This window comes from Streptomyces sp. CB02959 (assembly GCF_002803155.1).
Classification (GTDB): Bacteria; Actinomycetota; Actinomycetes; order Streptomycetales; family Streptomycetaceae; genus Streptomyces.
On sequence record NZ_NNBP01000006.1, the window covers coordinates 133967 to 158401 of the forward strand.

General features: G+C 73.7%; 17 protein-coding genes. 6 read left to right on the forward strand and 11 right to left on the reverse strand.

What is annotated here, in order from left to right:
• Positions 1–81 precede the first annotated feature (81 nt).
• The 4 genes from CG747_RS12150 to CG747_RS12165 all read left to right on the forward strand — a co-directional run bounded on the left by CG747_RS12150 (position 82) and on the right by CG747_RS12165 (position 5998).
• Positions 82–1443, forward strand: coding sequence for an MFS transporter (locus CG747_RS12150; protein WP_100601705.1), 1362 nt, complete (start codon positions 82–84; stop codon positions 1441–1443).
• Positions 1444–1497: 54 nt separating this feature from the next.
• Positions 1498–3372, forward strand: a complete 1875-nt coding sequence (asnB, locus tag CG747_RS12155; RefSeq protein WP_100601706.1) for an asparagine synthase (glutamine-hydrolyzing) — start codon at positions 1498–1500, stop codon at positions 3370–3372.
• Between the two features lie 158 nt (positions 3373–3530).
• Positions 3531–4985 (forward strand): cytochrome P450, encoded by a 1455-nt coding sequence (locus CG747_RS12160; protein ID WP_374701769.1) that lies wholly within the window; start codon positions 3531–3533, stop codon positions 4983–4985.
• The gene (locus CG747_RS12165; RefSeq protein ID WP_100601707.1) at positions 4979–5998 is read left to right on the forward strand and encodes an L-tyrosine/L-tryptophan isonitrile synthase family protein; all 1020 of its coding nucleotides are present in this window, start codon (positions 4979–4981) and stop codon (positions 5996–5998) included. Before CG747_RS12160 ends, CG747_RS12165 begins: the two co-directional genes overlap by 7 nt.
• Before the next feature lie 64 nt (positions 5999–6062).
• On the opposite strand, the gene CG747_RS12170 is transcribed toward CG747_RS12165, so the two are convergent.
• The 8 genes from CG747_RS12170 to CG747_RS12205 all read right to left on the reverse strand — a co-directional run bounded on the left by CG747_RS12170 (position 6063) and on the right by CG747_RS12205 (position 16075).
• Positions 6063–6839, reverse strand: coding sequence for an ABC transporter ATP-binding protein (locus CG747_RS12170; protein WP_100601708.1), 777 nt, complete (start codon positions 6837–6839; stop codon positions 6063–6065).
• A complete protein-coding gene (locus tag CG747_RS12175) occupies positions 6836–7876 on the reverse strand; it encodes an iron ABC transporter permease (RefSeq protein WP_100601709.1) in 1041 nt (346 codons plus the stop codon). Before CG747_RS12175 ends, CG747_RS12170 begins: the two co-directional genes overlap by 4 nt.
• Positions 7876–8946 carry an ABC transporter substrate-binding protein gene (locus tag CG747_RS12180; protein ID WP_257980359.1) on the reverse strand — a complete coding sequence of 357 codons (1071 nt, stop codon included), beginning with the start codon at positions 8944–8946 and terminating at the stop codon, positions 7876–7878. Before CG747_RS12180 ends, CG747_RS12175 begins: the two co-directional genes overlap by 1 nt.
• Before the next feature lie 146 nt (positions 8947–9092).
• Positions 9093–9551, reverse strand: coding sequence for a cyclic nucleotide-binding domain-containing protein (locus CG747_RS12185; protein ID WP_100601897.1), 459 nt, complete (start codon positions 9549–9551; stop codon positions 9093–9095).
• A 92-nt stretch (positions 9552–9643) separates the two neighbouring features.
• A complete protein-coding gene (locus CG747_RS12190; RefSeq protein ID WP_100601898.1) occupies positions 9644–12511 on the reverse strand; it encodes an NHLP bacteriocin export ABC transporter permease/ATPase subunit in 2868 nt (955 codons plus the stop codon).
• A gap of 40 nt (positions 12512–12551) precedes the next feature.
• Positions 12552–14831 carry an NHLP family bacteriocin export ABC transporter peptidase/permease/ATPase subunit gene (locus tag CG747_RS12195; RefSeq protein ID WP_100601711.1) on the reverse strand — a complete coding sequence of 760 codons (2280 nt, stop codon included), beginning with the start codon at positions 14829–14831 and terminating at the stop codon, positions 12552–12554.
• Positions 14828–15634 (reverse strand): HlyD family efflux transporter periplasmic adaptor subunit, encoded by an 807-nt coding sequence (locus CG747_RS12200; RefSeq protein WP_100601712.1) that lies wholly within the window; start codon positions 15632–15634, stop codon positions 14828–14830. The genes CG747_RS12195 and CG747_RS12200 overlap by 4 nt, the downstream gene beginning before the upstream one ends.
• Before the next feature lie 225 nt (positions 15635–15859).
• A complete protein-coding gene (locus tag CG747_RS12205; protein ID WP_100601713.1) occupies positions 15860–16075 on the reverse strand; it encodes a type A2 lanthipeptide in 216 nt (71 codons plus the stop codon).
• A gap of 675 nt (positions 16076–16750) precedes the next feature.
• Here CG747_RS12205 and CG747_RS12210 point away from each other — a divergent pair.
• Positions 16751–17791, forward strand: a complete 1041-nt coding sequence (locus CG747_RS12210; RefSeq protein ID WP_100601714.1) for a PHP domain-containing protein — start codon at positions 16751–16753, stop codon at positions 17789–17791.
• 60 nt (positions 17792–17851) lie between these two features.
• Here the strand turns inward: CG747_RS12210 and CG747_RS12215 are convergent, their stop codons facing one another.
• The 3 genes from CG747_RS12215 to tdh form a co-directional block, all read right to left on the reverse strand.
• Entirely contained in the window at positions 17852–18760 is a 909-nt protein-coding gene (locus tag CG747_RS12215; protein ID WP_100601899.1) for a LysR family transcriptional regulator, read from the reverse strand.
• A 58-nt stretch (positions 18761–18818) separates the two neighbouring features.
• The gene (locus CG747_RS12220) at positions 18819–20012 is read right to left on the reverse strand and encodes a glycine C-acetyltransferase (protein ID WP_180985498.1); all 1194 of its coding nucleotides are present in this window, start codon (positions 20010–20012) and stop codon (positions 18819–18821) included.
• A 64-nt stretch (positions 20013–20076) separates the two neighbouring features.
• Complete coding sequence (gene tdh, locus CG747_RS12225; protein WP_100601716.1) at positions 20077–21105, reverse strand: L-threonine 3-dehydrogenase; 1029 nt, start codon at positions 21103–21105, stop codon at positions 20077–20079.
• Between the two features lie 472 nt (positions 21106–21577).
• Between tdh and CG747_RS12230 the strand changes: the two genes are divergently transcribed.
• Positions 21578–24379: a hypothetical protein gene (locus CG747_RS12230; protein ID WP_100601717.1), complete on the forward strand. Its 2802-nt coding sequence runs from the start codon at positions 21578–21580 to the stop codon at positions 24377–24379.
• The last annotated feature ends 56 nt before the right edge of the window (positions 24380–24435 follow it).

A 24435-nucleotide genomic window follows, 5' to 3' on the forward strand; every position in this document is an offset into this window, starting at 1 on the left:
GGCGCCGCCTTCCGCCCGACCTCTCAGACACCGCCGTGCCGGACCGGTGCTGTGGGTCCGGGTCGAGGAGAGGACGGGCCGATGTCACGGGACGCGGCGGGAGCACAGGGGGAGCGGTGGGGGCTGGTGGCCGTCGCCGGGATCTGCTCGTTCCTGGCCATGTTCGACATGAGCGTGGTGACGGTGGCGGTGCCGGGCATCGCGTCCGACTTCGCCGTCCCGGTGTCCGTCGCGCAATGGGCGGTGCTGGGCTACCAACTTCCGGTAGTGGCCCTGCTGTTGCCGGCCGGGCGGTGGCTGGACCGTGCGCCGCTGCGGCCGGTGGTGCTCGGCGCCCTGGCCGGTTTCGGGCTGTGCGGTGCGGCGGCGGCCACCGCACCGGTCCCGGCGGTGCTGCTCGCGGCACGGCTGCTCCAAGGGGCCTGCGGCGCGGTGCTGTTCGTGCTGATGCCGCTGCTGGCGGTCCGCGCCGTACGCCCCGAGCTGCGCGGGCGGGCGATGAGCGTGCCCGCCACGCTCGGGCCGCTCGGTGCCGTGACCGGACCGGCGCTGGGCGGGGTGCTGCTGGACCACTGGGGCTGGCGGGCCGTCCTGTTGGTGAAGCTGCCACTGTGCGCGGTCGCCTGGTGGCTGGCCCGGCGCGGGCTCGCCCCGGGCGGGCGGCCGACCGCGCCGGGCCGTGCGGAGTGCCGGGACGCGGCGCTGGCCGGCACCGCCGTCGGGGCCCTGCTGCTCGGACTGACGACGCTGCCCGAGGGCTGGGCCGGACCGGTGCTGTGCGCGGTCGCGCTGGTGCCGGGCCTGGTGTGGGCGCGGAGTGCGGGCGGGCGCCGGGTGCGCGAGGCGCTGCGGGCGACCCGTACGGGCGGGGCCCACGGCGCCGTCCTCGGACTCGCCGCGGCCTTCGCGGCGGTGCACTTCCTGCTGGCGGTACAGCTCCAGCGCGCGGCGGGCGTCTCGGCCTCGACCACCGGGCTGACGCTGCTCGCCTTCCCCGCCGCCATGGCGGTGGCGGGTCCGGTGGGCGGCCGCCTCGCCGACCGCTACGGGGCCCGGCCGGTGGCGGTGAGCGGAGCGGCGCTGGTCGCCGTGGGCTTCGGCCTGCTCGCCACGGCAGGTGCCTGGCCACCGCTCCAGGTCGGCTGGCGGCTGGCGGTGGCGGGGCTCGGCATGGGGCTGTACGGCGGGCCGGTCCAGCTGATGGTGCTCGACGCGGCGGGGCCGGAGCGGAGGGCCACCGCCGGTTCGACCGTGCAACTCGCCCGCAGCGCCGGCTTCACGCTGGGGCCGGCGGCGGCCACCGCCCTGGGCGGCCTGGGCGGTCCGCGCACCGGGCCGGCACTGGCCACCGCGGCGGCGCTGCTGGCGACGCTGCTGCTGGCCCGACGGCCGGTGCGGGACGAGGCCGCACCGGCGCACCACTCCCCCGCCCCGCCGCCGTGAACGCAGGCCCCACACCCTCCCCTCCCCACTCCACCTCCCTGGAAAGGCAACCCCATGTGCGGCATCACCGGTTGGATCTCGTTCGGCGCGGATCCCGCGCACCGGCCCCACGTCATCGAGCGGATGACCGCCGCCCTCGCCTCGCGCGGGCCCGACGGCTGCGGTGTCTGGCGCGGTCCGCACGCCGCGCTCGGGCACCGGCGGCTCGCCGTGCTCGACATCGAGGGCGGGGCGCAGCCCATGACGGCGGGCACCGCCGGCGCACCGCGGACCACCGGCGGCCCGGCCCCCGCCGGGGTCGTCCTCAGCTACAGCGGCGAGGTCTACAACCACCACGAACTGCGGTCCGAACTCCGCTCCCTGGGACGGGAGTTCACCACCGGCAGCGACACCGAGGTGGTGCTGCGCGGCTACCAGGAGTGGGGCGCCGGGCTCGCCGAGCGGCTGGAGGGCATGTACGCGTTCGCCGTGTGGGACGCCGAGGCGCGGCGGCTGCTGCTGGTGCGCGACCGAATGGGCGTCAAACCGCTGTACTACGCCCGCACACCGGACGGCGGACTGGTCTTCGGCTCCGAACCCAAGGCACTGTTCGCGCACCCCGACTGCGCCCCGCGGGTCGACGCGCAGGGACTCCGGGAGGCGTACGGCCTGGTGTTCGGGACGGGGGCGACGCTGTGGGCGGGCGTCCGGGAGGTACCGCCGGGCGGGCTGCTGCTCTTCGACCGCGCGGGGCCGGCCGAACGGCTCTACTGGCAGCTGACCGCGCGTCCGCACGACGACGCCGACCTCGCCGCCACCACCGCCGGTGTCCGGCAGCGCCTGGAGCACGCGGTCCGGACCCAGTTGGAGGCCGACGTACCGCGGTGCAGTCTGCTCTCCGGCGGGCTCGACTCGACCGTCGTCACGGCGCTGCTCGCGGACGAACTCCGGCGCCGCGAAGGGCCCGGGGCGCGGCTCCGCTCGTACGCGGTCGACTACAGCGACCAGGCGGAGCGGTTCACCGGCGATGTGCTGCGCACCGGGCACGACGCCCCGTACGCCGTCGAGGCCGGCGCGTTCATCGGCACCGATCACCACACCGTCGTCCTGGACCCGCAGACGCTCCTGGACCCCGGGCACCGCGCGGCCGTGGTCGCCGCCCGCGACTCGCCCATCGGCGTCGGCGACATGGACACCTCGCTCTACCTGCTCTTCGGCAAGATCAAGGAGCACTCGACGGTGGCGGTGTCCGGTGAGGCCGCGGACGAGGTGTTCGGCGGCTACCCGTGGTTCCACGACCCCGCGGCCCTGGCCGCGCCGACGTTCCCGTGGCTGCGGGTCACCAGCGACGAGGCGGCCATGCCGCTCCACCCCGATCTGGCCGCGACGCTGCGCATCGGGGAGTTCCAGCGCGACACCTACCGCACGGCGCTGGCCGCCGTCCCGCACCTCGACGGGGAGAGCCCGGCCCGGCGCCGGCAGCGCGAGATGCAGCATCTGTCGCTGACCCGCTGGCTCCGCCAGCTCCTGCACCGCAAGGACCGGCTCAGCATGGCGCAGGGCCTGGAGGTACGGGTGCCGTACTGCGACCACCGGCTGGTGGAGTACGCCGTCAACACGCCCTGGGACCTGCACCGCCACGACGGCCGGGAGAAGAGCCTGCTGCGCGCCGCCGGTGCCGGGCTCGCCCCGCGGTCGGTGCTGTGGCGGGCCAAGAACCACTATCCGGCCACCCACCACCCCGACTACAACCGCGGGCTCCAGGACCTCGCGCGCCAGGCGCTGGACGCCGCCGGCGGGCGGGTGCGCGACCTGGTGGACGTGCGCGTCATCACGGCCGGCCTGGCGACGGAACCGGAGCGGCTGGAGTGGGGCCACCGGTTGCGGCTGGAGCGGGTGGTGGACCTCGCGCTGTGGCTCGACCGGTACCGGCCGGAGATCACCGTGTGAGCCGCCCCGCCCGTACGGGCCGCGCCGCACCCCGCCCTCGGACCACCCACCCCTCGCAAGGAGACCCCATGCAACCGATCACCGGCATCCCGGACACCCCCGGCACCCCGGTCACCGCCGACCCGACCAGCACCAAGGGCCCCATCAGCACCACTGACATGACTGGCATCAATGACACCACCGGCACCACCGATCCGAACGAAACCCCGCATCCCAGCAGAACCACGGACCCCATACCCCTGTACGGCGCCGACTACAAACGCGACCCCTATCCCCTCTACGCCGAGCTGCGGGCCCGCGGGCCCGTCCACCGCGTCCGCTTCCCCAGCGGGGTGTGCGCCTGGCTCGTCACCGGGTACGACGCGGCGCAGCAGGCGCTGACCGACCCGCGCCTGGGCAAGCACCACTCGCGCGGCAACGCGGCCTGGCGGGCCCGCGCGTCGATCATGCCCGAGCCGCAGCACTCCCAACTCCAGGTGCACCTGCTGCACCAGGACCCGCCCCGGCACACCGCGATGCGCCGGATGGTGACCGACGCCTTCGCCCCGCAGCGGGTCGAGGCGCTCCGCCCCCGCTTCCAGGAAACCGCCGACGCGTTGCTGGACCGGTTCGCCGGGTCCGGCCGGGCCGACCTCGTGGCGGAGTTCGCCGCGCACTTCCCGTTCCGGGTGCTGGCCGAAGTGATCGGCCTGCCCGAGGCGTTCGCGGGGCGCTTCGACCGCGACTGGGGGAAGGTGGTGCAGCCCGTCGGGCCCACGGATCCCGGCCGTCCGGCGTACGAGGCGCGGCTGCGCGGGCTGCAGCAGTACATCGCCGATCTGGTCGTGCACAAACGGCGGGCTCCGGGCGAGGACCTGCTGTCCCGTCTGGTGGTGGCGCGCGACGCGGGCGAGCTGACCCCGGCGGAACTGGACTCGATGATCTTCCAGTTGCTGGTCGCGGGGCAGGAGCCGGTCACCAACCAGATCACCACCGCGCTGGTCACCCTGTTGCGCCACCCCGACCAGCTCGCCGCGCTCGCCGCCCGTCCGGAGCTGCTGCCGCGCGCCGTCGAGGAGTTGCTCCGCCACGACGCCGCCTTCGAGCTGACGACCTGGCGGTTCTTCGCCGAGGACAGCGAGCTGCACGGGACCCGGATCCCGGCCGGCGACTCGGTGATCGTCTCGCTGTGCGCGGCCAATCGCGACCCCCGGCGCTTCGCCGACGCCGACGTCCTCGACTTCGACCGCTCACCCAACCCGCATCTCGCCTTCGGTCAGGGCAGCCACTTCTGCCCGGGGGCCGCGCTGGCCCGCGCCGAGCTGCAGATCGCCCTGGGCACCCTGGTGCGGCGGCTGCCCGGCCTCCGGCTGGCCGTCCCGGAGGACGAACTCGCCTGGATTCCGGCGGTGTTGGCCCGCGGCGTGAACCGCCTCCCGGTGACGTACGCCCCGGATCCCCCCGGCTGCCCGATGGCCGCGTCCCGCACCACGGACGCAGCACACACCACACCCCCGGCAGACGCACCGAGCGCACCGCAGGCACCGCAGGCACTACAAGCACCGCAGGCACCGCAGGCACCGCAGGCACCGCAGGCACCGCAGGCACCGAGCGCACCGGACGCGGCATGCTGACCCCGTCCGTCACCGCGGCAGCTCCCACCGGCCCCACCAGCCTCGGCACACCCGGCCCCACCTCCGCGACCCGCACCACCCGTGGGACCCACACCACCTGTGAGGAGATCCTCCGCGTCCTCCTCCCCTACCGGCGCACCCTGGACGACCCCCACGGGGACACCCCGGACGCCTTCCCCGTCCAGGTGCGGCAGCTGTCCCACTGGGTCGCGGCGGACCGGCCGATCCTGTTCACCCTGCCGGGATTCCCCTGCAAGTCGCCCAATCCCGCGAAGGTGCTGGGCCCGCTCCCCGACGAGGGCGAGCGGCTCGCGCTGCGCTTCCTGGACCGGCTGTGCGCCCGCATCACGGCCGTGTACCCGCCCGGCGCGCGGATGCTGATCTGCTCGGACGGGCATGTCTTCAGCGACCTCATCCGGGTGCCGGACCCCACCATCGACGCCTACGCGGACGGACTGCGGGCGCTGATCGACGACGAGGGGCTCGCGGCCCGACTGGGCGTCTTCGACCTCCGCGCGGCGTACGGGGACCTGACGTACGACGAGAAGCGGGCCAGGATCGAGGCGGCGCACGCGCCGACCCTGGAGGCGCTGCGGGCCGAGACGCGGGCCGACGGGACCGCCCGGCGGCTGTACCAGGGCATCACCCGGTTCCTCTTCGAGGACACCGACCTCCGGACGTACCCCGGCACCCGTTCGGCGCTCCAGCGCGAGTGCCGGGCGCGGGCCTACGGCGTGATCCGGCGGAGCCGGGCCTGGGGGGAGCTGATCGCCGACCACCATCCGGGGGCGGTGCGGCTGTCCATCCATCCGCAGCCGAGGGGGTCGGCCAAGTTCGGCATCCGGCTGCTGGCCGCGCCGGACGCGTGGATGACGCCCTGGCACGCCTGCGTACTGGAACACGCCGACGGGCGGCGGGAGTTGATGCGCCGGGCGGACGCCGAGCGGCTGGGCCGACCGGTGCTGCGGGACGGGCGGCCCAGCCACTTCGCGGCGGACCCGGCGACGGGGTGAGCAGCGGGCCCGCGCCCCGAGGTCCCTGAGGACCTCGGGGCGCGGGCCCGTTCGGCGGCTCCCGTCAGGGGTGGCTCCGCCGGTGGTCGAAGGCGATCAACAGGTCGCCGGTCAGCGGGTGTTCGGTGACCGCGGCGCGTACGCCGAACACCTCCGCCAGCAGCTCCGGCGTCAGCACCGCACGGGGCGGGCCGGAGGCCACCAACCGCCCGTCGTGCAGGACGTGCAGCCGGTCGCAGAGCGATGCCGCGGCGTTCAGGTCGTGCAGCGAGATCAAGGTGGTCCGGGCCTGCTCCCGGAGCAGGGCGAGCAGGTCGACCTGGTGGCGGACGTCGAGGTGGTTGGTGGGTTCGTCCAGCACCAGCACGTCCGGGTCCTGGGCGAACGCCCGGGCCAGCAGCACGCGTTGGCGCTCGCCGCCCGAGAGGGCGGAGAACCGGCGGGCGCCCTGGTCGGACATGCCGACGGCGGCGAGCGCGCCGCCCACCGCCTCCCGGTCGGTGGGGTCCTCGCCGGCGAAGGCCCGTTTGTAGGGCGTGCGGCCCATTCCCACCACCTCACGGACCGTCAGTTCGAAGTCGGCGGCGCGTTCCTGCGGCAGCGCCGCGATGTGCCGGGCGGTCCGCCCCAGGGACAGGGTGCGCAGGTCGGTCCCGTCGAGGAGGACCCGGCCCGCGGTGGGCCGGAGGTGGCGGTACACGGTCCGCAGGACGCTGGACTTGCCGCTGCCGTTGGGGCCGACCAGCCCCACGATCTCCCCGGCGGCGGCCATGAGGTGCACCCCGGCGACCACGTCCCGCCCGGCGTAGCCGACCCGCAGCTCCTCGATGTCGATCCTCATCGCTCCGCCTCCAACCGCCGGTCCAGCACGAACAGCAGGGCCGGGGCGCCGATCATCGCCGTGACGACCCCGACGGGCAGCTCCTGGCCGTCCATCGCCGTACGGCAGACGACGTCGACCACCACCAGGAGCAGCGCTCCGGTGAGGGCCGCCAGCGGCAGCAGGCGGCGGTGGTCGCCGCCGAGGACCAGCCGGCACAGGTGCGGCACCATCAGGCCGACGAAGGCGATGGCGCCGGAGACCGCGACGAGGACACCGGTCAGCAGGCTGGTCACCACGAACAGTTCGCGGCGCAGCCGGGTCACGTCCACGCCGAGCCCAGCCGCCGTCTCATCGCCCATGAGCAGCGCGTTCATCCCCCGGGCGCGCGCCTGGAGCACCAGCAGACCGGCCGCGACCGCCAGGACCGGCAGCCACAGCGCGCCCCACGTGGCCCCGCTCAGGCTGCCCATCAGCCAGAACAGCACTCCCCGGGTCTGCTGTTCGTCGCCGGCCTGGAGGACGAGATAGCTGGTGAAGCCGGACAGGAACTGGCCGATGCCCACCCCGGCCAACACCAGCCGCAGCGGCGAGAAGCCGCCGCCGCGGCGCGCCATCGCCCAGACCAGGGCGAAGGCGGCGAGCGCCCCGGCGAAGGCGGCCGCCGACAGTCCCAGCCCCAGCGCCCCGCCGGCACCTGCGCCCAGCACGATCGCGGCGACCGCGCCGAGCGAGGCGCCGTTGGAGATGCCCAGCAGGTACGGATCGGCGAGCGGGTTGCGCACCAGGGCCTGGGTGGCGGTGCCGACCAGGCCCAGGCCGGCTCCGACGCAGGCCGCCAACAGGGCTCGGGGAACCCGGAGTTGCCACACGATCAGCTCGTCGGTGCCGGGCCGGGGCGGGGCCCCTTCGAGCCGGCGCAGGACCACCGACCAGACGTGTCCGGGCGCGATGTCCGTGGCCCCCAGGGACACCGCGGCGGTCAGTGCCGCGACCAGGGCGACGGCGAGGAGGAGGGCCAGCAGTCCGGTACGTGGGGTGTGTGCCCGTTCCCCCACTACCGCGCCGCCTTGAAGCGCGTCGGGTACAGGGTGTGCGCGATCTCCTCGACGGTGTCCGCGGTGCGGGTGCCGGGCAGGGTGGTGCGCTCCGAGCCGATCCGCAGGAACCTGTCGTTCCGGACGGCCGCCAGGCCCTGGGTGGCGGGGAAGGTCTTGAGGAACCGGGCGGCCTCGTCGAACGCCTTCGCGTTGGCTGCCGCGTCGCCGCGGTCGCGGACGCCCAGCTGGATCCAGTCGGGGTTCTTGGCGACCACGTCCTCCCAGGACACCGGCTTGAAGTCCCCGTCGCAGTCGGCGAAGACGTTGCGGGCGCCGGCCTGGGTGATCACGGCGTTGGCGATCTGCTTGCCGCAGAGGGCCATCGGCTGCTTGGTCCCGGCGTCGAAGTCGAAGAAGAAGTAGCCGGGCCGCTTGCCGTCCGGGACGTCGGCCAGCGCCTTGTGGACGGCGGCGACCTTGGCCCGCATGCCGGCCACGAGCTCACGGGCCCGCGGTGCGGTGCCGGTGACGGCGCCCAGCCGGGTGAGGTCGCCCTCGACGCCGGACAGGTCGCGCTGCGGCCCCTTGGCCATCGAGGCGCAGGCGGTGGAGGCCAGGTAGATGTGGCGGATGCCCGCCGCCGCGAACTCCTCCTCCGTCGGGGTGTCGCCCGCCCCGCCCATCGAGCCCATGGCGGCGAAGGTGTCGAGGTAGAGGTCGGCGCCCGAACCCAGCAACTTCTCCTTCGGGATGACGGCCGTGCCGAGCACCGGCACCTTGGCGGCGCGGGCGCCGAGGTCGCCCGGCAGGGTCCCCTTGCCGGGCGGGAACCCGGTGCCGATGACGCGGTCGCCGGCGCCGAGCCGCAGCAGCATCTCCAGGGCGGTGGCATTGCTGGTGACGATCTTCCGGGGCGGGGCGGTGAAGGTGGTCTCGGCGCCCTTGCAGTCGGCGACCCGCACGGGGAAGCCGTCGCCGCCCGGCGGGCCGCCGCCCGCCCCCGTTCCGCGCTCGGTGCCGCCTCCACCGCACGCCGTGGCGGTCAGCGCGACGACCATCGCGAGTCCGCACCATTTCCCTGGGCGCATGGGCCTTCTCCCCTACCACTGTGCCGCTCCGGCCGGTCGACCGGGCGCGGGCCACCCTCGTGGCCCGGCACAGGTAGTCGTGCGGATACCGCATCCGGTTCCCGGGATCCGCACAGGTCGTCCCTCGGGTGGCCGCCGGATGCCGCTCAGGCCCCCTCGCCGCTCCCTTGGGGGCCGTAGAGGTCGAGGAGGCGGGTGCGGGTGCCGTGCAGGCGTTCGGCGACGGTTTCGGCGACGTAGCGGTAGACCGCGCGGCCCAGGAGCGGGTCCTCCTCGCACAGGGTGCGGACCGCGGCGGCGTCGAACTCGTCGGCCTCGACGGGGCCGACGGTCTCCGCGCCGAGGTGCCAGGTGTAGGGCGGGAACAGCCAGGACCAGCCGAGGAGTTCGTCCCGGCCGAGGGTTTCGACGATCGCCGCCCGGCGGCCGGGGACCCGCTGGTCGAGCGCGACCCGGCCGGAGCGGATGATCCAGAACCGGTCGGCCCGGCGGCCCTCCTCGAAGAGGCGGGTCGCGCGGGGCAGCGACACCTCGTGGGCGAGTTCGGCCAGTCGACGGCGCCGGTCGGGGGGCATCGCGTCGAACAGGTGCTTGGCCTTGGTCATGGCATCCTCCATCCACCGCTCTCCAGTGCCTCGAACGATATGCGGCGGATTGCGGGGATTCCGGGATGGTCGGCCCGGCGGCCGGGGTGCGGTCAGGCCATCTGACGGCGCACCAGGTCGTGCAGTCGGCCGCCGGTGTCGGCGAGGAGTTCGGCCGGGGCGCCCTGTTCGACGATCCGGCCGTCGGCCATGACGAGGACCCGGTCGGCGTCCAGCACCGTGGAGAGGCGGTGCGCGATGACCACCCGGCTGGCGCTGAGCGCGCGGGTGCTGTCGATGACGATCCGCTGGGTCTCGTTGTCCAGGGCGCTGGTGGCCTCGTCGAAGAAGAGGATGCGGGGGCGGCGGACCAGCGCCTGGGCGATCATCAGCCGCTGCCGCTGGCCGCCGGAGATGGCACCACCGCCGGCGATCATGGTGTGCAGTCCCATCGGCATCCGTTTGATGTCCTCGGCCAGCCCGGCCATCTCGGCCGCCGCCCAGACCTCTTCCTGGGTGAACGCCTCGGCGCCGCAGATGCAGTCGAGGATCGAGCCGGTGAGCGGCTGGGCGTTCTGCAGGACCACGCCGCACTGGCGGCGGACGGCCGCCTGGTCGAGCGCGCCGAGGTCCTGGCCGTCGTAGAGGACACCGCCGGACGACGGCCGGTCGAAGCCGATGAGCAGGCGGAGCAGGGTCGACTTGCCGCAGCCGCTCGGGCCCACGATCGCCACGAACTCGCCGGGCCGTACCTGGAGGGAGACGTCGTCGAGGACGAGCGGGCCGTCCTCGCTGTAGCGGAAGGAGAGTTTGCGGGCCTCGATGGCACCGGAGAGCACCCCGGGCTGGGAGCTGCCGCCGCGGACCTCGGGGGCCTCGTCGAGGACCGGTTTGATCTGCTCGAACATCGGCAGCGCCGCGGCGGCCGAGAGCAGCGCGCCGGTGATCTGGGTGACCGAGGTGAGCAGCATGGTCACCGAGGTGTTGAAGGTCAGGAAGGCGCCGGCGGACAGGGTGCCGCGGGCCGGGCCGGCCAGCAGCACGAAGAGCGCGAGGGAGCAGAGCGGGAGGTAGACGGCGTTGAGGACGGTGGTGAGGTTCTTGACCCGGCCGGCCTTCTGCTGGAGCTCCCGGGAGCGGGCGAACTCCCGGGCCCAGGCCGCGTACGCGAAGGACTCCGCCGCCGCGACCCGCAGCTTGGGCAGCCCGCGCAGGGTCTGGAACGCCTGGTTGTTGAGCTTGTTGCCGAGCTTGATCAGCCGGCGCTGCCAGCGCAGTTCCCACAGGCCCAGGACGAGGAACACCGCGCCGATGACGAGCAGCATGGCGACCGCGGCGAGGGCCAGCGGGACGCTGTAGAGGAGCAGCAGCACGAGGTTGACCGCGCCGACCGTGGTGGCCTGCACGGCGATCGGGCCGACGCCGGCCAGCACCTGCCGGATGGCGCTGATCCCCATCGCGGCGCTGGCCAGCTCGCCCGTGGAGCGGGCGGCGAAGAACTTGGTCGGCAGGCGCAGCAGCCGGTCCCAGACGGCGGGCTGGAGGATGCTCTCGATCCGGCCTTCGATGCGCAGCACGGTGAGGTTCTGGAGCAGGGTGAAGGCGGCCGCGACGATCCCGGAGATGATGACGGCGAGCGCGACCTGGACGATCAGGCCCCGCTCCGCCGCCGGTACGTAGACGCCGAGGACCTTGCCGGTGGCGAGCGGGACGAGGGCGCCGAGGGCGACCGTCACCAGTCCGCTGAGGGCGAGGTTGCGCAGGTCAGTGCGGGTGCCGCGGAGGCTGAAGCGCATCAGCCGCCACAGCGTGAGCCGGCGGTCCGGGAGCGGCCGGTAGAACATCACCGCCCGCGGTTCGAACTCGTCGGCGTTGTCCTTGCCGATCCGGATCCGCAGCCCGGAGGACGGGTTGACCGCCTCGTACCGGCCGCGCCGCCACAGCAGGGCCACCGGGGCGCCGGACTTGGCGCGGTGTCCCACCAGCGGCCCGGCGTCGTTGCGCCACCACTGGCCGTCGAGGCGGACCGCGCGGGTGCGGATCCGGGAGGCGAGGGCGATCCGTTCGACCGGGCTGATCCGGTCGCCGGCCGCGGCGCCCTTGGGGGGCTCGGTGAGCGGGATCCCGGCGACCTCGGCGACCTTCCGGCAGACCGCGAAGGTGAGGTCGTCGCCGGCCCGGTCGCGGCCCGCGCCCGCGCGTCCGGAGCGGTCCTTGCCGATGGAGGCCAGCAGCGCCTGGTCGGCGCGTTCCCGGACGGCTTCGCCGGCCTTGATGCCGGCCGCCGCGCGGTCCTCGTGGGCGCGTTCGAGCTGCTCGATCCATCGGTCCACGGCGGACAGCAGCCGGAACTGCTGGTTGACCATCCGCTGCCACAGCGCCCCGTCGACGAGCAGGTCGGCGGCGGCCTCGGCACTGTAGGAGGCGCCGTACTGGACGCTGCCGGGCGGCACCGGCATCCACAGGACGTCGTCGTCGGCGACCGCTTCGTCGGTGGGGCGGCCGTCCAGCGGCGCCTCGAACAGCACGCCCAGTCCGCGGGCGGTGCCGAGCGCGAAGGCGTGCTCCAGGGGGCTGGCCGCCGGTGCGCCGTGGGCGTCGTCGTACCCGTACGCGTCGGGGTGCGCGCCCTGGTCGCCGTAGCCGCCGTGTTCGGGGCGGGGCAGTTCGCGCAGGGCGATCCGGCGCAGTCCGCAGTGCTGGGACGGGCGGCCGACGAGGGTGTGCTGGGGGCCTTGGACGGGACCGAGCAGCAGGGTGCCGGCTTCGAGGCGGCCGAGGAAGTGCCAGTGGCCCTCCTGCGTGGCGTCGACCGCGAACAGGTCGAGGGTGCCGCCGGTCACCAGCCACAGGACGTACGGCCCTTCGAGGGGGACGTTGCGCTGCCCGGTGCAGTCGACGGGGGCGCCGAGGCCGCCCAGGGCGTGCGTGACCGCGTCGGCCGCGCTGGGTCCGGCGGCCGGTGCGGTGGCCGGTTCCATGGCGGATCCGGCGTCCGGGGACGGGTGTACGGATGCCACGTCAGTGCTCCTTGACCAGCTCGGCGTAGGCGCCGCCGGCGGCGACCAGTTCGGCGTGCCGGCCGCGTTCGACGATGGCACCGTGGTCGAGGACCACGATCTCGTCGCTGTCGCGGACGGTGCTCAGCCGGTGGGCGATGATGACGCAGGCGCAGCCGCGGCGCCGCAGGTTGTCCATGATGACCGCCTCCGTCCCGGCGTCCAGTGCGCTGGTGACCTCGTCGAGGACGAGGATGCTGGGGCGGCGGACCAGCGCCCGGGCGATCTCCAGGCGCTGCCGCTGGCCGCCGGAGAAGTTGCGGCCGTCCTGCTCGACGCGGCTGTGGATGCCGTCGGGGCGGCGGGCGATGACGTCGTCGTAGAGGGCGGCGTCCTGGAGGGCGGCGATCACCGCGTCGTCCGGTATGGAGGGGTCCCACAGCGCGACGTTGTCCCGGACGGTGCCCTCGAAGAGGAAGACGTCCTGGTCGACGAAGGAGACCGAGGCGGCCAGCGCGCTGCGCGGGATGTCCTGCAGGCGCTGCCCGTCGATCCGGATGGTGCCTTCCCAGGGGGTGTAGAGGCCCGAGATCAGTCGGGAGACGGTGGACTTGCCGCTGCCCGAGCCGCCGACCAGGGCGACCTGCTGGCCGGGGCCGACGGCCAGCGAGAAGCCGGTCAGCAGTGGTGCGTCGAGCGGGCTGTAGCCGAAAGTGATGTCGTCGAGGGTGACGTGGCCCTTGAGGCGGCGGGTGCCGGCGTCCGCGTCCGGGCGGGAGTAGTGGGCGTCGGCGGGGAAGCTCTCGACGTCCTTGAGGCGGGCGACGTCCGCGGCGAAGTCCTGGATCCGGCCGGCGACGCCGTTGAGGCGGGTGACCGGGGCGGTGAAGCGGGTCACCAGCGCCTGGAAGGCGACCAGCAGGCCGATGGAGAGGTGCCCCTCGACGGCGCGCAGGCCGCCGATCCAGAGGATCAGCGCGCTGTTGAGGGTGGCGAGGGTGGGGGCGACGACGGCCAGCCAGGCGCTGGGCACGCCGAGCCGCTGCTGCTCCTCCAGGGTGGCGGCGTGCTGCCCGGCCCAGCGGCGGAAGTAGCCGTTCTCGCCGCCGGTGGCCTTCATGGTCTCGATGAGCTGGAGGCCGGTGTAGGAGGTGTTGGTGAGGCGGGCGGTGTCGGCGCGCAGTTTCTGGGTGTGGGTGGCGCGCAGCCGGACCACGATCCGCATGGCGACGACGTTGAGCAGGGCGATCAGGACGCCGATGACGGTGAGTTGCGGGTCGTAGGTCCACAGCAGCACGGCGTAGAGGACGACGACCACGCCGTCCACGGCGGCCGCGGCCAGGTCGCGGGCGAGGGTTTCGGCGACCGCGTCGTTGGACTGCAGGCGTTGGACGAGGTCGGCGGGCGCGCGCTGGGCGAAGAAGGTGACCGGCAGCCGCAGCAGGTGGCGCAGGAAGCGGGCGCTGCTGAGGGTGGAGGAGATGATCCGGCCACGGAGCAGGTTGGCCTGCTGGAGGCCGGTCAGGACGGCGGTGAGGGCCACCATCGCGGCCATCGCGGCGAACAGCGGCCCCAGCAGCGAGGTCTGGTTGCCGATCAGGAACATGTCGATGTAGGTGCGGCTGAGCGCGGGCAGCGCGGCGCCGACGCCGACCAGCAGCAGGCTGGCGAGCAGGGCGGCCAGCAGGGTGCCGGTGGTGCCGCGCAGCCGGGCCGGCAGGGCGCTGAGCACGCTGGGGCGGCGGCCGCCGGCGCGGAACGACTCGGTCGGTTCGAAGACCAGGACGACGCCGGTGAAGCTGGTGTCGAAGTCCTCCACGGGCACGAAGCGGCGGCCCTTGTCGGGGTCGTTGACGTACACGCCGCGACGGCCGAGGCGGCGGCCGGGGCCGTCGTAGACGACGTAGTGGTTGAACTCCCAGAAGAGGATGGCCGGTGCCTGGACCTCGGCGAGGGCGGCCGGTTCCATCTGCATGCCCTTGGCCGACAGGTTGTAACTGCGGGCGGCCTTGAGGAGGTTGCTGGCGCGGGAGCCGTCGCGGGAGACGCCGCAGGCGATCCGCAGCTCCTCCAGTGGGACGTGCCGTCCGTAGTGGGCGAGCACCATCGCCAGGGAGGCGGCGCCGCACTCGACCGCTTCCATCTGGAGCACGGTGGGGGTACGCACGGACTTCTTCGCCTTGCGGGCGGGGGCCGGCGGACGGCGGCGACGGGCGGCCGGGGCGCCCTCGGGCCGGTGGCGGCCGCGGCCGGCGGGGGGCAGGTGCTGCGGGGGCGCCGCGGAGGCGTCGGGGGCGGTCACGAGAGCAGCCAATCGATCGGGTGCTGCGCGGCCAGGTGGACGGCGGCGGTGGCCTGGGTCATCGAGTCGAGGGCGAACGGCGGGCCGCCGGAGGTCGACCAGGCGTAGCCGGAGGCGGTGGGTGCGGCGTCGAGCCGGACCAGGACGGCGACCGGCTGACCGGCACGGGAGAACTGCTCGCCGAGTTGGGCGCTGCCGAGGAACGCGGAGATCCGCTGGCGGCTCTGGGCGTTCCGGCCCACGGCCGCGACGTGGCCGCGCAGTACGCCGAACCGCTGGGTGGGCGCGGAGGCGACGGTGAGGTCGACGGTGGCGCCGGCGGGGAGGATGGCGGCGCTCTCGGCCGGGACGTAGAGGGTGGCCGTCAGCGGGTCGCGGCTGCCGGTGGTCTTCTCCACGGAGGCGAGGTCGGTGCCGGTGGTGACGACCGCGCCGATGGTGGCGACCAGGCTGGTCAGCCGGCCGGCGGCCAGCGCGCGGACGACGGTGGTGGTGCCCTGTGCGGTGCGGATGCGCACCAGTGGGGCGTCGGCGGCGACCTGCTTGCCCTCCTCGGCGAGGACCGCGGTCACCTGGCCGGCGACCGGGCTCTGCAGGACGTAGCTGCCGTGGCCGTGGGTGAGGATGCCGGGGGCGGTGAGGGTGGAGGAGACGGTGCCGGTGATCGCCCAGACGGTCGCGGCGATCATGACGAGGACGGTGACGGTCAGCACCAGCCAGCCCTGGGGGCGGGCGAAGCGCACCGGCAGGTCGAGTTCCTCGGGCGATTGCAGCTTGGAAAGGGCCTGTTGGCGGAACTGCACGACACTCTTCCCTCAACTGCTGCGGATGGTACGGGAGTACGAGGGTACGGGAGTGCGCCACCGGCGCGAAGATCCGGCGGCGGACAGCCGGGTGCCCCGGAACCCGGCCGGAACCGGGTTGTCCGGGGCACTCGGCACGGCAGATCGGCAGGGAGGGGGCGCCGATTGCCGTCGTGACCGTTCGATGCCGGCTGCGCCGCTCGGCGGCACAGGGTCGGCTCGGGGTCAGAGACCGGCGGTCAGGCCGCCCGCGACGCCCGTGACGTTGAGGCCGGTGGTCTGCTGGACCAGGCCGGTGGCGGTGCCGAGGACACCGGAGACCGGGGCGACGGAGTCGACGGTGGTGGTGACGGTGCTCAGCACGCCGCCGACGAGGCCACCGGACACGTTGTCCAGGTCGGCGTCGGAGATTTCCTGGGTCTGCACCTGGGCGTTGTTCATGATGTTTCCCTTCGGATCAATATCAAGAAATAACTGCGTACGGGCCGTCCGGTGGGTTGACCCGGCCGCGACCACGGCGACCGGGATCCCGGAATCGGGAATCCCCGGTGACTGCCGCGGTGCGATGGATCAAAGCATGCAGGTGGGTTGCGCTGCTAATCGGATGAGTGGCGATCCCGGCGCAACTGCTCCACGAAATTACCGGACGTGTACATGTGTCCATGGCATGGTCGAAGCATCTTCACAACTCCCCCGGTTTCTTTTCCGCCGCACCGTCGTTACGGTTCCCGCGGAATGGGGCATTCCGGAACCAAGCCACTGACCAGCGCGGCAGCGTAGGCACGCAAAACCCCGGCCCGTGTGCCGGCTGCGCATTCGGTGTGCAGATTTCCTGGAGGCGATCGAACTCAACGCCCGGCCGGCGCGCCGCGCGGTCGAGAAGTCCGATTCGTGTTTCCGCAGTACAGCCGGGATGTTGCACAGGTTTTAACCGAACATGATTGCTCTCGACTTCCCGTGCACTAATGCCCGGATTCATCACCGCTATCGCCCCGTCATTCCGATGGAAAGGGATCGACCGCCCAGAGAACGGACATATTCGCATAACTGCGGTAGGGGCCGTTCGCCGGCCCGGTCCAGGTGGCAGCCGCCCCCCGCCCGGTGCACGGTGGGTGGGTGGATCCCGTAGCGGCGCTGGAGCGGATCGCGTTCCTGCTGGAGCGGCAGGGGGCGGTGACCTACCGGGTACAGGCGTTCCGCACCGCCGCGTCCGTGATCGCCGGACTGCCCGCGGACGCCCTCGCCGAACGGGCCCGGAACGGGACACTGGGGCGCCTTAAGGGACTGGGCCCCAAGACGACCCGGGTCGTCGAGGAGGCACTCGCCGGACGACCGCCCGCCTATCTGGCCCGGCTGGAGGAGGAGACCGGCGGCCCCCTGGTCGAGGGAGAGGAAGGGCGGGCCCTGCGGTGGGCCCTGCGCGGCGACTGCCATCTGCACTCGGACTGGTCGGACGGCGGCAGCCCCGTCGAGGAGATGGCCCGCACCGCCCGCGACCTCGGCCACGCCTGGTGCGCCCTGACCGACCACTCCCCCCGGCTCACCGTCGCCCGCGGGCTGACCGCCGAACGGCTGCGCAGGCAGCTGGACCTGGTCGCGGAGGTCTCCGCGCGCCTGGCGCCGTTCCGGCTGCTGACCGGGATCGAGTGCGACATCCTCGACGACGGCTCGCTCGACCAGGAACCGGACCTGCTGGCCCGGCTCGATGTCGTGGTCGCCTCGGTCCATTCGAAACTGCGGATGGACAAGGGGCCGATGACCCGGCGGATGCTGGCCGCGGTCCGCAATCCGCTGGTGGACGTCCTCGGCCACTGCACCGGGCGGCAGCTCACCGGCAAGCCCCGCCCGGAGTCGGAGTTCGACGCCGCGGAGGTCTTCACCGCGTGCGCCGAGCACCGCACCGCGGTGGAGATCAACTGCCGCCCGGACCGCCTCGACCCGCCGCGCCGCCTGCTGCGCCAGGCCCTGGACGCCGGCACCCTCTTCGCCGTCGACAGCGACGCGCACGCGCCCGGCCAGCTGGACTGGCAGATCTACGGCTGCGCCCGCGCCGAGGAGTGCGGCGTCCCGGCCGACCGGGTCATCACCACCTGGACGGCCCGCCAGCTGGCGACCTGGAAGCGGACCGGCCGCCCACCGCGCGGCACCGCGGCCTGACCGCCACCGGCACCGCCACCGTCCCGACGCACCGTCAGCCGGGCGGGCGGTTCCGCCGGCTCACCCCTGCTCGGCCGCCGCCGTCCGCAGTGCCGCCAGCACCGGGCTGAACAGCGGATGGTCCTCCGCGCCCCGCCGGACCGCGGCGAAGACCCGCCGGGTGGGCGCCACCCCGTCGACCGGCCGCACCACCACACCCCCGAGGTCCATCCCGCGCAGCGCCGAGCGCGGCACCAGGGCCACCCCCACCCCCGCCGAGGCCAGCGCCACCACCGCCCGGAAGTCGTCCGAGGAATGCGTGAGCCGCGGCCGGAACCCGGCGTACTCGCAGGCCAGCACGACCACGTCATGACACGGATTGCCGGAATAGGGCCCGATCCAGGGGTCCTTGGCGAGCCCGGCCAGCGGTACCGCGGCCGCCCCGGCCAGCGGGTGGCCGGGCGGCAGCACCGCGTCGAACGGCTCGGCGTAGAGCGGGACGCGGGTCAGCCGCGGGTCGTCCGCGTCCGGCGCGCCCCGGTACTCGACGGCCACCGCCACGTCGACCTGCCGGTCCAGCACCATCAGCAGGCTGGCGTCGCCCTCCGCGTCCTGGACCCGGACGCGGATGCCGGGTGCGGAACCGGCCAGTTCGGCGAGGGCCGGGGCGAGCACCAGCGCGATGCCGGTGGCGAACGCGGCCACCGTCACGGTGCCCGCCTCACCCTGGTCGTACGCGGCCAGCTCCGCCTCGGCACGCTCCAGCTGGGCCAGGACGGCGTTGGCGTGGCCGAGCAGGATGTCGCCCGCGGCGGTCAGCCGGACGCCGCGGGCGCCGCGCTCCACGAGGCGGTGGCCGGTCTCCTGCTCCAGTGCGGCCAACTGCTGGGAGACCGCCGAGGGCGTGAGGTAGAGCGCGGCGGCCGCGGCGGTCACCGTGCGGTGGTCGGCCAGCGCACGGAGGATGTGCAGCCGACGTGCTTCGATCATGGTTCCAGTTTCGCAGGGTTCGACCGGGTCGTACCCCGCGGCCGTCCGGTCGGTCCGGTCAGCTCCCCAGCGCCGCGCGGGCATCCACGAAGGCGTCCACCGCGCGGTGCACGTCCTCGGTGGAGTGGGCGGCGGACAGCTGGACGCGGATCCGGGCCGCACCCTGGGGGACCACCGGGTACGAGAAGCCGATGACGTACACCCCGCGCTCCAGCAGCAGCTCGGCCATCCGGCCCGCCTCGGCCGCGTCACCGATCATCACGGGCGCGATGGGGTGCTCGCCGGGCAGGATCGCAAAGCCCTCCTCGGTCATCCGCGAACGGAACAGCGCGGTGTTGGCGTGCAGGCGTTCCCGCAGGTCACCGGCGGACTCCAGGAGGTCCAGGACCTTGAGCGAGGCGGCCGCGATCACCGGCGCGAGCGAGTTGGAGAAGAGGTAGGGGCGGGAGCGCTGGCGGAGCAGCGCGACGATCTCGGCGCGCGCCGCGACATAGCCGCCGGAGGCGCCGCCCAGCGCCTTGCCGAGGGTGCCGGTGAGGATGTCGACCCGGTCCAGCACCCCGCACAGCTCGGGGGTGCCGCGGCCGCCGGCGCCGACGAAGCCGACCGCGTGCGAGTCGTCGACCATGACCATCGCGCCGTAGCGGTCGGCCAGGTCGCAGATCTCCCGCAGCGGCGCCAGGTAGCCGTCCATGGAGAACACGCCGTCGGTGACGACGAGGGTGCGCCGGGCGCCCTGGGCCTCCTTCAGCTGCTTTTCCAGGTCGGCCAGGTCGCGGTTGGCGTAGCGGAAGCGGCGGGCCTTGGAGAGCCGGATGCCGTCGATGATGGAGGCGTGGTTGAGGGCGTCGGAGATCACCGCGTCCTCCGGGCCGAGCAGGGTCTCGAAGACACCGCCGTTGGCGTCGAAGCAGGAGGAGTAGAGGATGGTGTCCTCCTGGCCGAGGAAGTGGGAGATCCGGCTCTCCAGTTCCTTGTGCACCTCCTGCGTGCCGCAGATGAAGCGGACCGACGCCAGTCCGTAGCCCCAGCGGTCGAGGGCCTCGTGGGCGGCGGCGACGACCTCGGGGTGGTCGGCCAGGCCCAGGTAGTTGTTGGCGCAGAAGTTGAGGACCTCGCCGGGGCGGCCGCCGGCGGTGACCGCGACGGTGGCGGACTGCGGGGTGCCGATGACCCGCTCGGGCTTGTGCAGTCCGGCGGCACGGATCTCGTCGAGGGCGGTGCGCAGGTCGTCGCGTACGGCGTCGAACATCAGGGGTGTCTCCTTAGGGGTGCGCGTCGGGGCGGCGGCGTCGTCTCGGGGTGGCGGCGGGGAGTCAGACGCTCCAGTCGAGAATGACCTTGCCGCCCTGGCCGCTCGCCGCGTCGGCGAAGGCGGCGTCGAACTCCTGGTACGGGTAGCGGCCGGTGATCACGGGCGCCAGGTCGAGGCCGCCTTCCAGCAGCACGGACATCGCGTACCAGGTCTCGAACATCTCCCGGCCGTAGATGCCCTTGATCGTGATCATGGAGGTGACGATCCGGGACCAGTCGACCGGGAACTCCTCGGCGGCCAGGCCCAGGATGGCGATCCGGCCGCCGTGCGTCATGTTGCCGATCATGTCGCGCAGCGCCTCGGGGCGGCCGGACATCTCCAGGCCGACGTCGAAGCCCTCGCGCAGGCCCAGTTCGCGCTGACCGGCCTCGATCGAGGTGGCGGAGACGTTGAGGGCGAGGCTGACGCCGACCTTGCGGGCAAGGTCCAGGCGCTGCTCGCTGACGTCGGTGATCACCACGTTGCGGGCGCCGGCGTGCCGGGCGACCGCCGCCGCCATGATGCCGATCGGCCCGGCGCCGGTGATCAGGACGTCCTCGCCGACCAGCGGGAAGGAGAGCGCGGTGTGCACGGCGTTGCCGAACGGGTCGAAGACCGCGGCGATGTCGAGGTCGACCGGGACCCGGTGCACCCACACATTGGTGGCGGGCAGCGCGACGTACTCGGCGAACGCGCCGTCCCGGCCGACGCCCAGGCCGACCGTGGCGCGGCACAGGTGGCGCCGGCCGGCCAGGCAGTTGCGGCAGCTGCCGCAGACCAGGTGGCCCTCGCCGCTGACCAGGTCGCCGGCCTTGATGTCGGCCACGTCCCGGCCGGTCTCGACAACCTCCCCGACGAACTCGTGGCCCACGGTCAGCGGGGCGCTGACGGCCTGCTGCGCCCAGCCGTCCCAGGCGCGGATGTGCAGATCGGTGCCGCAGATGCCGGTGCGCAGCACCTTGATCAGTACGTCGCCCGGGCCGATCTCCGGCTCCGGCACGTCCGTCAGCCAGAGTCCCGGCTCCGCCTTCTGCTTGACCAGTGCCTTCACCGCAACGGCTCCCGTACGTGAATGAGTGTTGTGACGTTCACGGGACCCGTGCGGGCCGCCGATCTCCGGCCAGAAATCTTCCGTACCGCGGCCGTCCGGTCCATCGAGGTTTTCTTAACCGCGCCCACAGCTCCCCTTTACGCCCCACCGGCACCAGGAGCGCACTGCCGTCCCGTGCGGCACCGGGGCGGCAGACGGTGAGGGCGGTGGCACGCCCCGGGCCGTCGCCGTCGTGCGCTTCGGCGGCCTGCGGCCGGACCACTGCGCGTACGGTGCCGCCGACCCGGACACCACCGGGATGCCGCGCCGGACCGCGGTCGTCGATGCCGGTGCCGCGGTTCCTCGGCAGGCGGGCGGCGCGCGGCCGGGAAAGGCCCGCCAGGCGCATGGGCACAGGAGTCCGAACCGTAGCTTCCGGCCGCGCGGCGGTGGCACAATACCGGCCTTATTCGGAACCGGCCTCAGGGGCACCATGGCGCCGAACGAACTCGATTCCCAGATTCCCGTCTTCCACGGGGCCGGACATCTGCTCCGGCTGATCGCCGATCTCGTCCGCCGGCCGCGCCGCAGGGAGTGTCCGGAGCCCGTGCGGCACCGGGGCGTGGCACAGGGCCGCGAGGGACTCCCGGTCCTCTGCCTGGTCGCCGGCGACGACCACTCCCAACTGGCCCGCGGCATCAGCTACTTCCTCACCCACGCCGACCCCCGGCGGGTCCCGCACTGCCTGCACGATCTGACGAACGAGCCGTCCTCCGGCGACCCCGGGTCGGTGGAGGCGGTCCGGCGGACGCTGGAGCGGCTGGCGCAGGGTTTCGCCCGCAGCGTCAACGGCGCCGACGGACGGGTCCGCTTCCGCCGGTTCGGTCTGGTCAACTGGCTGGTGCAGACCGGCGCCGGCGGCGATCCGGACGGAGCCGGCGACGTCGAGGGCACCGACCACAGCCTCCTCCAGGGCCTGCGCGAGCGGGAGTTCCGGCGCCGCCGCCTGTTCGGACTGCTGCGCGCGCCGGAGACCGAACTCGCGGTGGACGGCCATGTGCCCTGGTGGGTCTGGCTGTTCGCGGTGCACGTCTTCCCGCTGGCGTGGTTCCGGGTCCGCCGCGGCCTGGGCCGCGAGTACCGCTGGCTGCTCAACCAGCCCTACCTCGCCCCGCGCGACCCGGGCACGTTCATCGGCTTCGCGGAACGGCTGACCGTCCCGCACAACCAGGTCGAAGACCCGGAGCAGTTACGGAAGTTGATGGTCAACGCCTTCCTGGAGGACCTGCGGATCGCGTTCCGGCGCCGCCCGTGGCGCCCCCGCTCGGCCCGCCGGACCGCGTACTGCGTCGCCCTGCTGGCCGGGGCGGACGCCGGCAACTGCGGCTATCCGCTGCTGCGCACCGTCATCGACGTCCGCAACGAGACCGGCGCCTTCGATCCGCTGCTGGTCATCAGCTGCGGCGCACAGCCGCCCGCGGAGGGCACCGGGACCCGCGCCGACTGGGGGCACACCTCGCTCTGGGAGCTCTCCGACCGGCTCTACGGCGGCTGGCGGGACACCTTCCTGCACACCGGCCGGGCCCGCAACCGGGCCCCCTGGTACCTGCCGGTCACCGTGCCCCCGCTGATGCCGCCCTCCGACGACCCCGCGGCCAGGGCCCGCTACGAACTGACGCGACGTCAAGAAGTGGCGCAGGACGCCAGGTTACGCCTGCCCGAGCCGCCGCTGTGGGCCCGGCGGGTGGTCTCCGTCGCGGCCGCCTGCGCGGTGACCGCGGCCCTGCTGGGGGCGGGCGGGCTGCTCTGGGGCCAGGAGGGCGCCTACCGCAAGGCGCACTGCGGACTCGACCGCTTCCAGGACGACGCCGACACCCTGCGCACCGTGGAGACCGGCGAGTGCGTCGGCGTCTCCCGGCACGGCTTCACCTTCCACTCCCCCGACGCCGAACTGAACAAGACCCTGCGCACCATCGCCGACCAGAACGCCCGCGCCGACCAGATCCACCAGGCGTCCCCGGAACGCCCGCTGGTCACCCTCGTCCACCTCTCCGCGCTGCTCAGCAGCACCGGCAAGTCCACCGCCCAACTCGCCTACGGACGGGAGGCGCTGCAGGGCGCGGCCAGCGTCCAGTCCCGCCAGCTGCGCACCACCGGCAGCACCGAACCGATCCTGCGGATCTTCCCCGCCAACGCCGGGTCCGGCATGCGCTACGGACCGGAAGTCGTGCAGATCCTCCAGGAGTTGAAGGGCCAGGACCCCTCCATCGTCGGCGTCACCGGCCTCGACCAGAGCCGCGAGGCCACCAACCTGACGATCCGCAAGCTGACCGATGCGGGGCTGCCGATGGTCGCCACCACCCTCTCCGCGGACTCCCTGGTACGGCAGTCGCCGATGTACTTCCAGGTGTCACCGCAGAACAGCCGGGAGGCCGAGGTCGCCGCCGCCTACGCCGACCACCTCGTCGCCGGCCGGGCCAAGCCCACCCGGCAGGTCCGCGTCATCAGCTCCGCCGACCCCACCGACACCTACAGCAGGACGCTCAGCGACGACGTCGCCAAGCAGTTCCGGGCCCGCGGCTTCACGGTCGAGCCGACCACCTTCATGCCCCCGCCGCCCCCGGGCGACGAGCCGTCCGCGGTCGGGCCGGGCGCCGGCTCGGTCGGCCAGCGCAGCTGCTCCTACCCGGGGCTGGTGTTCTACGCCGGCCGCGCGGAGGACTTCGAGACGTTCCTCGGCGGCATCAACGAGTCCTGCAACTCGGCCCCGCCGACCGTCATCGGCGGCGACGACGTGGCCCGGCTGGCCGCCGACCCGGTCCGCCGCGCGCAGTACCCCGGAATCCCCTACGACTTCCTGGACTTCACCCTCGGTTCGGCACACTGCGCCGACTCCAGCGAGCTGTACTCGGAGATGTCCCGGCTCTTCCCCGAGGAGTGCGTCAAGGTCCCCAACTCGTCCCTCGACGGCCACGCCGCACTCGGCTTCGACGCGGTGAAGCTGTACGTCAACGCGGTCCGGCAGCTGCGCGAGGACGCCCCGGGGATGCCGCTGAGCCCGCCCGCCGTCTGGCACGCGATCAGCGGGGTGCACGGGGACGGGGCGCTCGACGGGGAGAGCGGGATCATCAGCTTCGGCGGCGAGGTGGACCGCCAGGTCCCGCTGGACAAGCTGCTGTCGGTGCAACACATAGACGGCGTCGGCAAGCCCACCCAGGCCGGCTACTGCGGCCGGATCGGCGGCCGCACCCAGTCCGCGTGGTGCCCGCCGCTGCGACCTGAGAAAGGCGGATGACCGGAGAAGGGCGGATGACCGGAGAGGAGCGGGCGACCGGAGAGGGGCCGGTGACC

Coding starts and splice junctions, on each gene's coding strand:
- CG747_RS12205 (WP_100601713.1), bottom strand. CDS start 16,075: ATGAACAACGCCCAGGTGCAGACCCAGGAAATCTCCGACGCCGACCTG.
- CG747_RS12165 (WP_100601707.1), top strand. CDS start 4,979: ATGCTGACCCCGTCCGTCACCGCGGCAGCTCCCACCGGCCCCACCAGC.
- CG747_RS12230 (WP_100601717.1), top strand. CDS start 21,578: ATGGCGCCGAACGAACTCGATTCCCAGATTCCCGTCTTCCACGGGGCC.
- CG747_RS12150 (WP_100601705.1), top strand. CDS start 82: ATGTCACGGGACGCGGCGGGAGCACAGGGGGAGCGGTGGGGGCTGGTG.
- CG747_RS12170 (WP_100601708.1), bottom strand. CDS start 6,839: ATGAGGATCGACATCGAGGAGCTGCGGGTCGGCTACGCCGGGCGGGAC.
- CG747_RS12180 (WP_257980359.1), bottom strand. CDS start 8,946: ATGCGCCCAGGGAAATGGTGCGGACTCGCGATGGTCGTCGCGCTGACC.
- CG747_RS12220 (WP_180985498.1), bottom strand. CDS start 20,012: ATGTTCGACGCCGTACGCGACGACCTGCGCACCGCCCTCGACGAGATC.
- asnB (WP_100601706.1), top strand. CDS start 1,498: ATGTGCGGCATCACCGGTTGGATCTCGTTCGGCGCGGATCCCGCGCAC.
- CG747_RS12160 (WP_374701769.1), top strand. CDS start 3,531: ATGACTGGCATCAATGACACCACCGGCACCACCGATCCGAACGAAACC.
- CG747_RS12190 (WP_100601898.1), bottom strand. CDS start 12,511: ATGGAACCGGCCACCGCACCGGCCGCCGGACCCAGCGCGGCCGACGCG.
- CG747_RS12185 (WP_100601897.1), bottom strand. CDS start 9,551: ATGACCAAGGCCAAGCACCTGTTCGACGCGATGCCCCCCGACCGGCGC.
- CG747_RS12215 (WP_100601899.1), bottom strand. CDS start 18,760: ATGATCGAAGCACGTCGGCTGCACATCCTCCGTGCGCTGGCCGACCAC.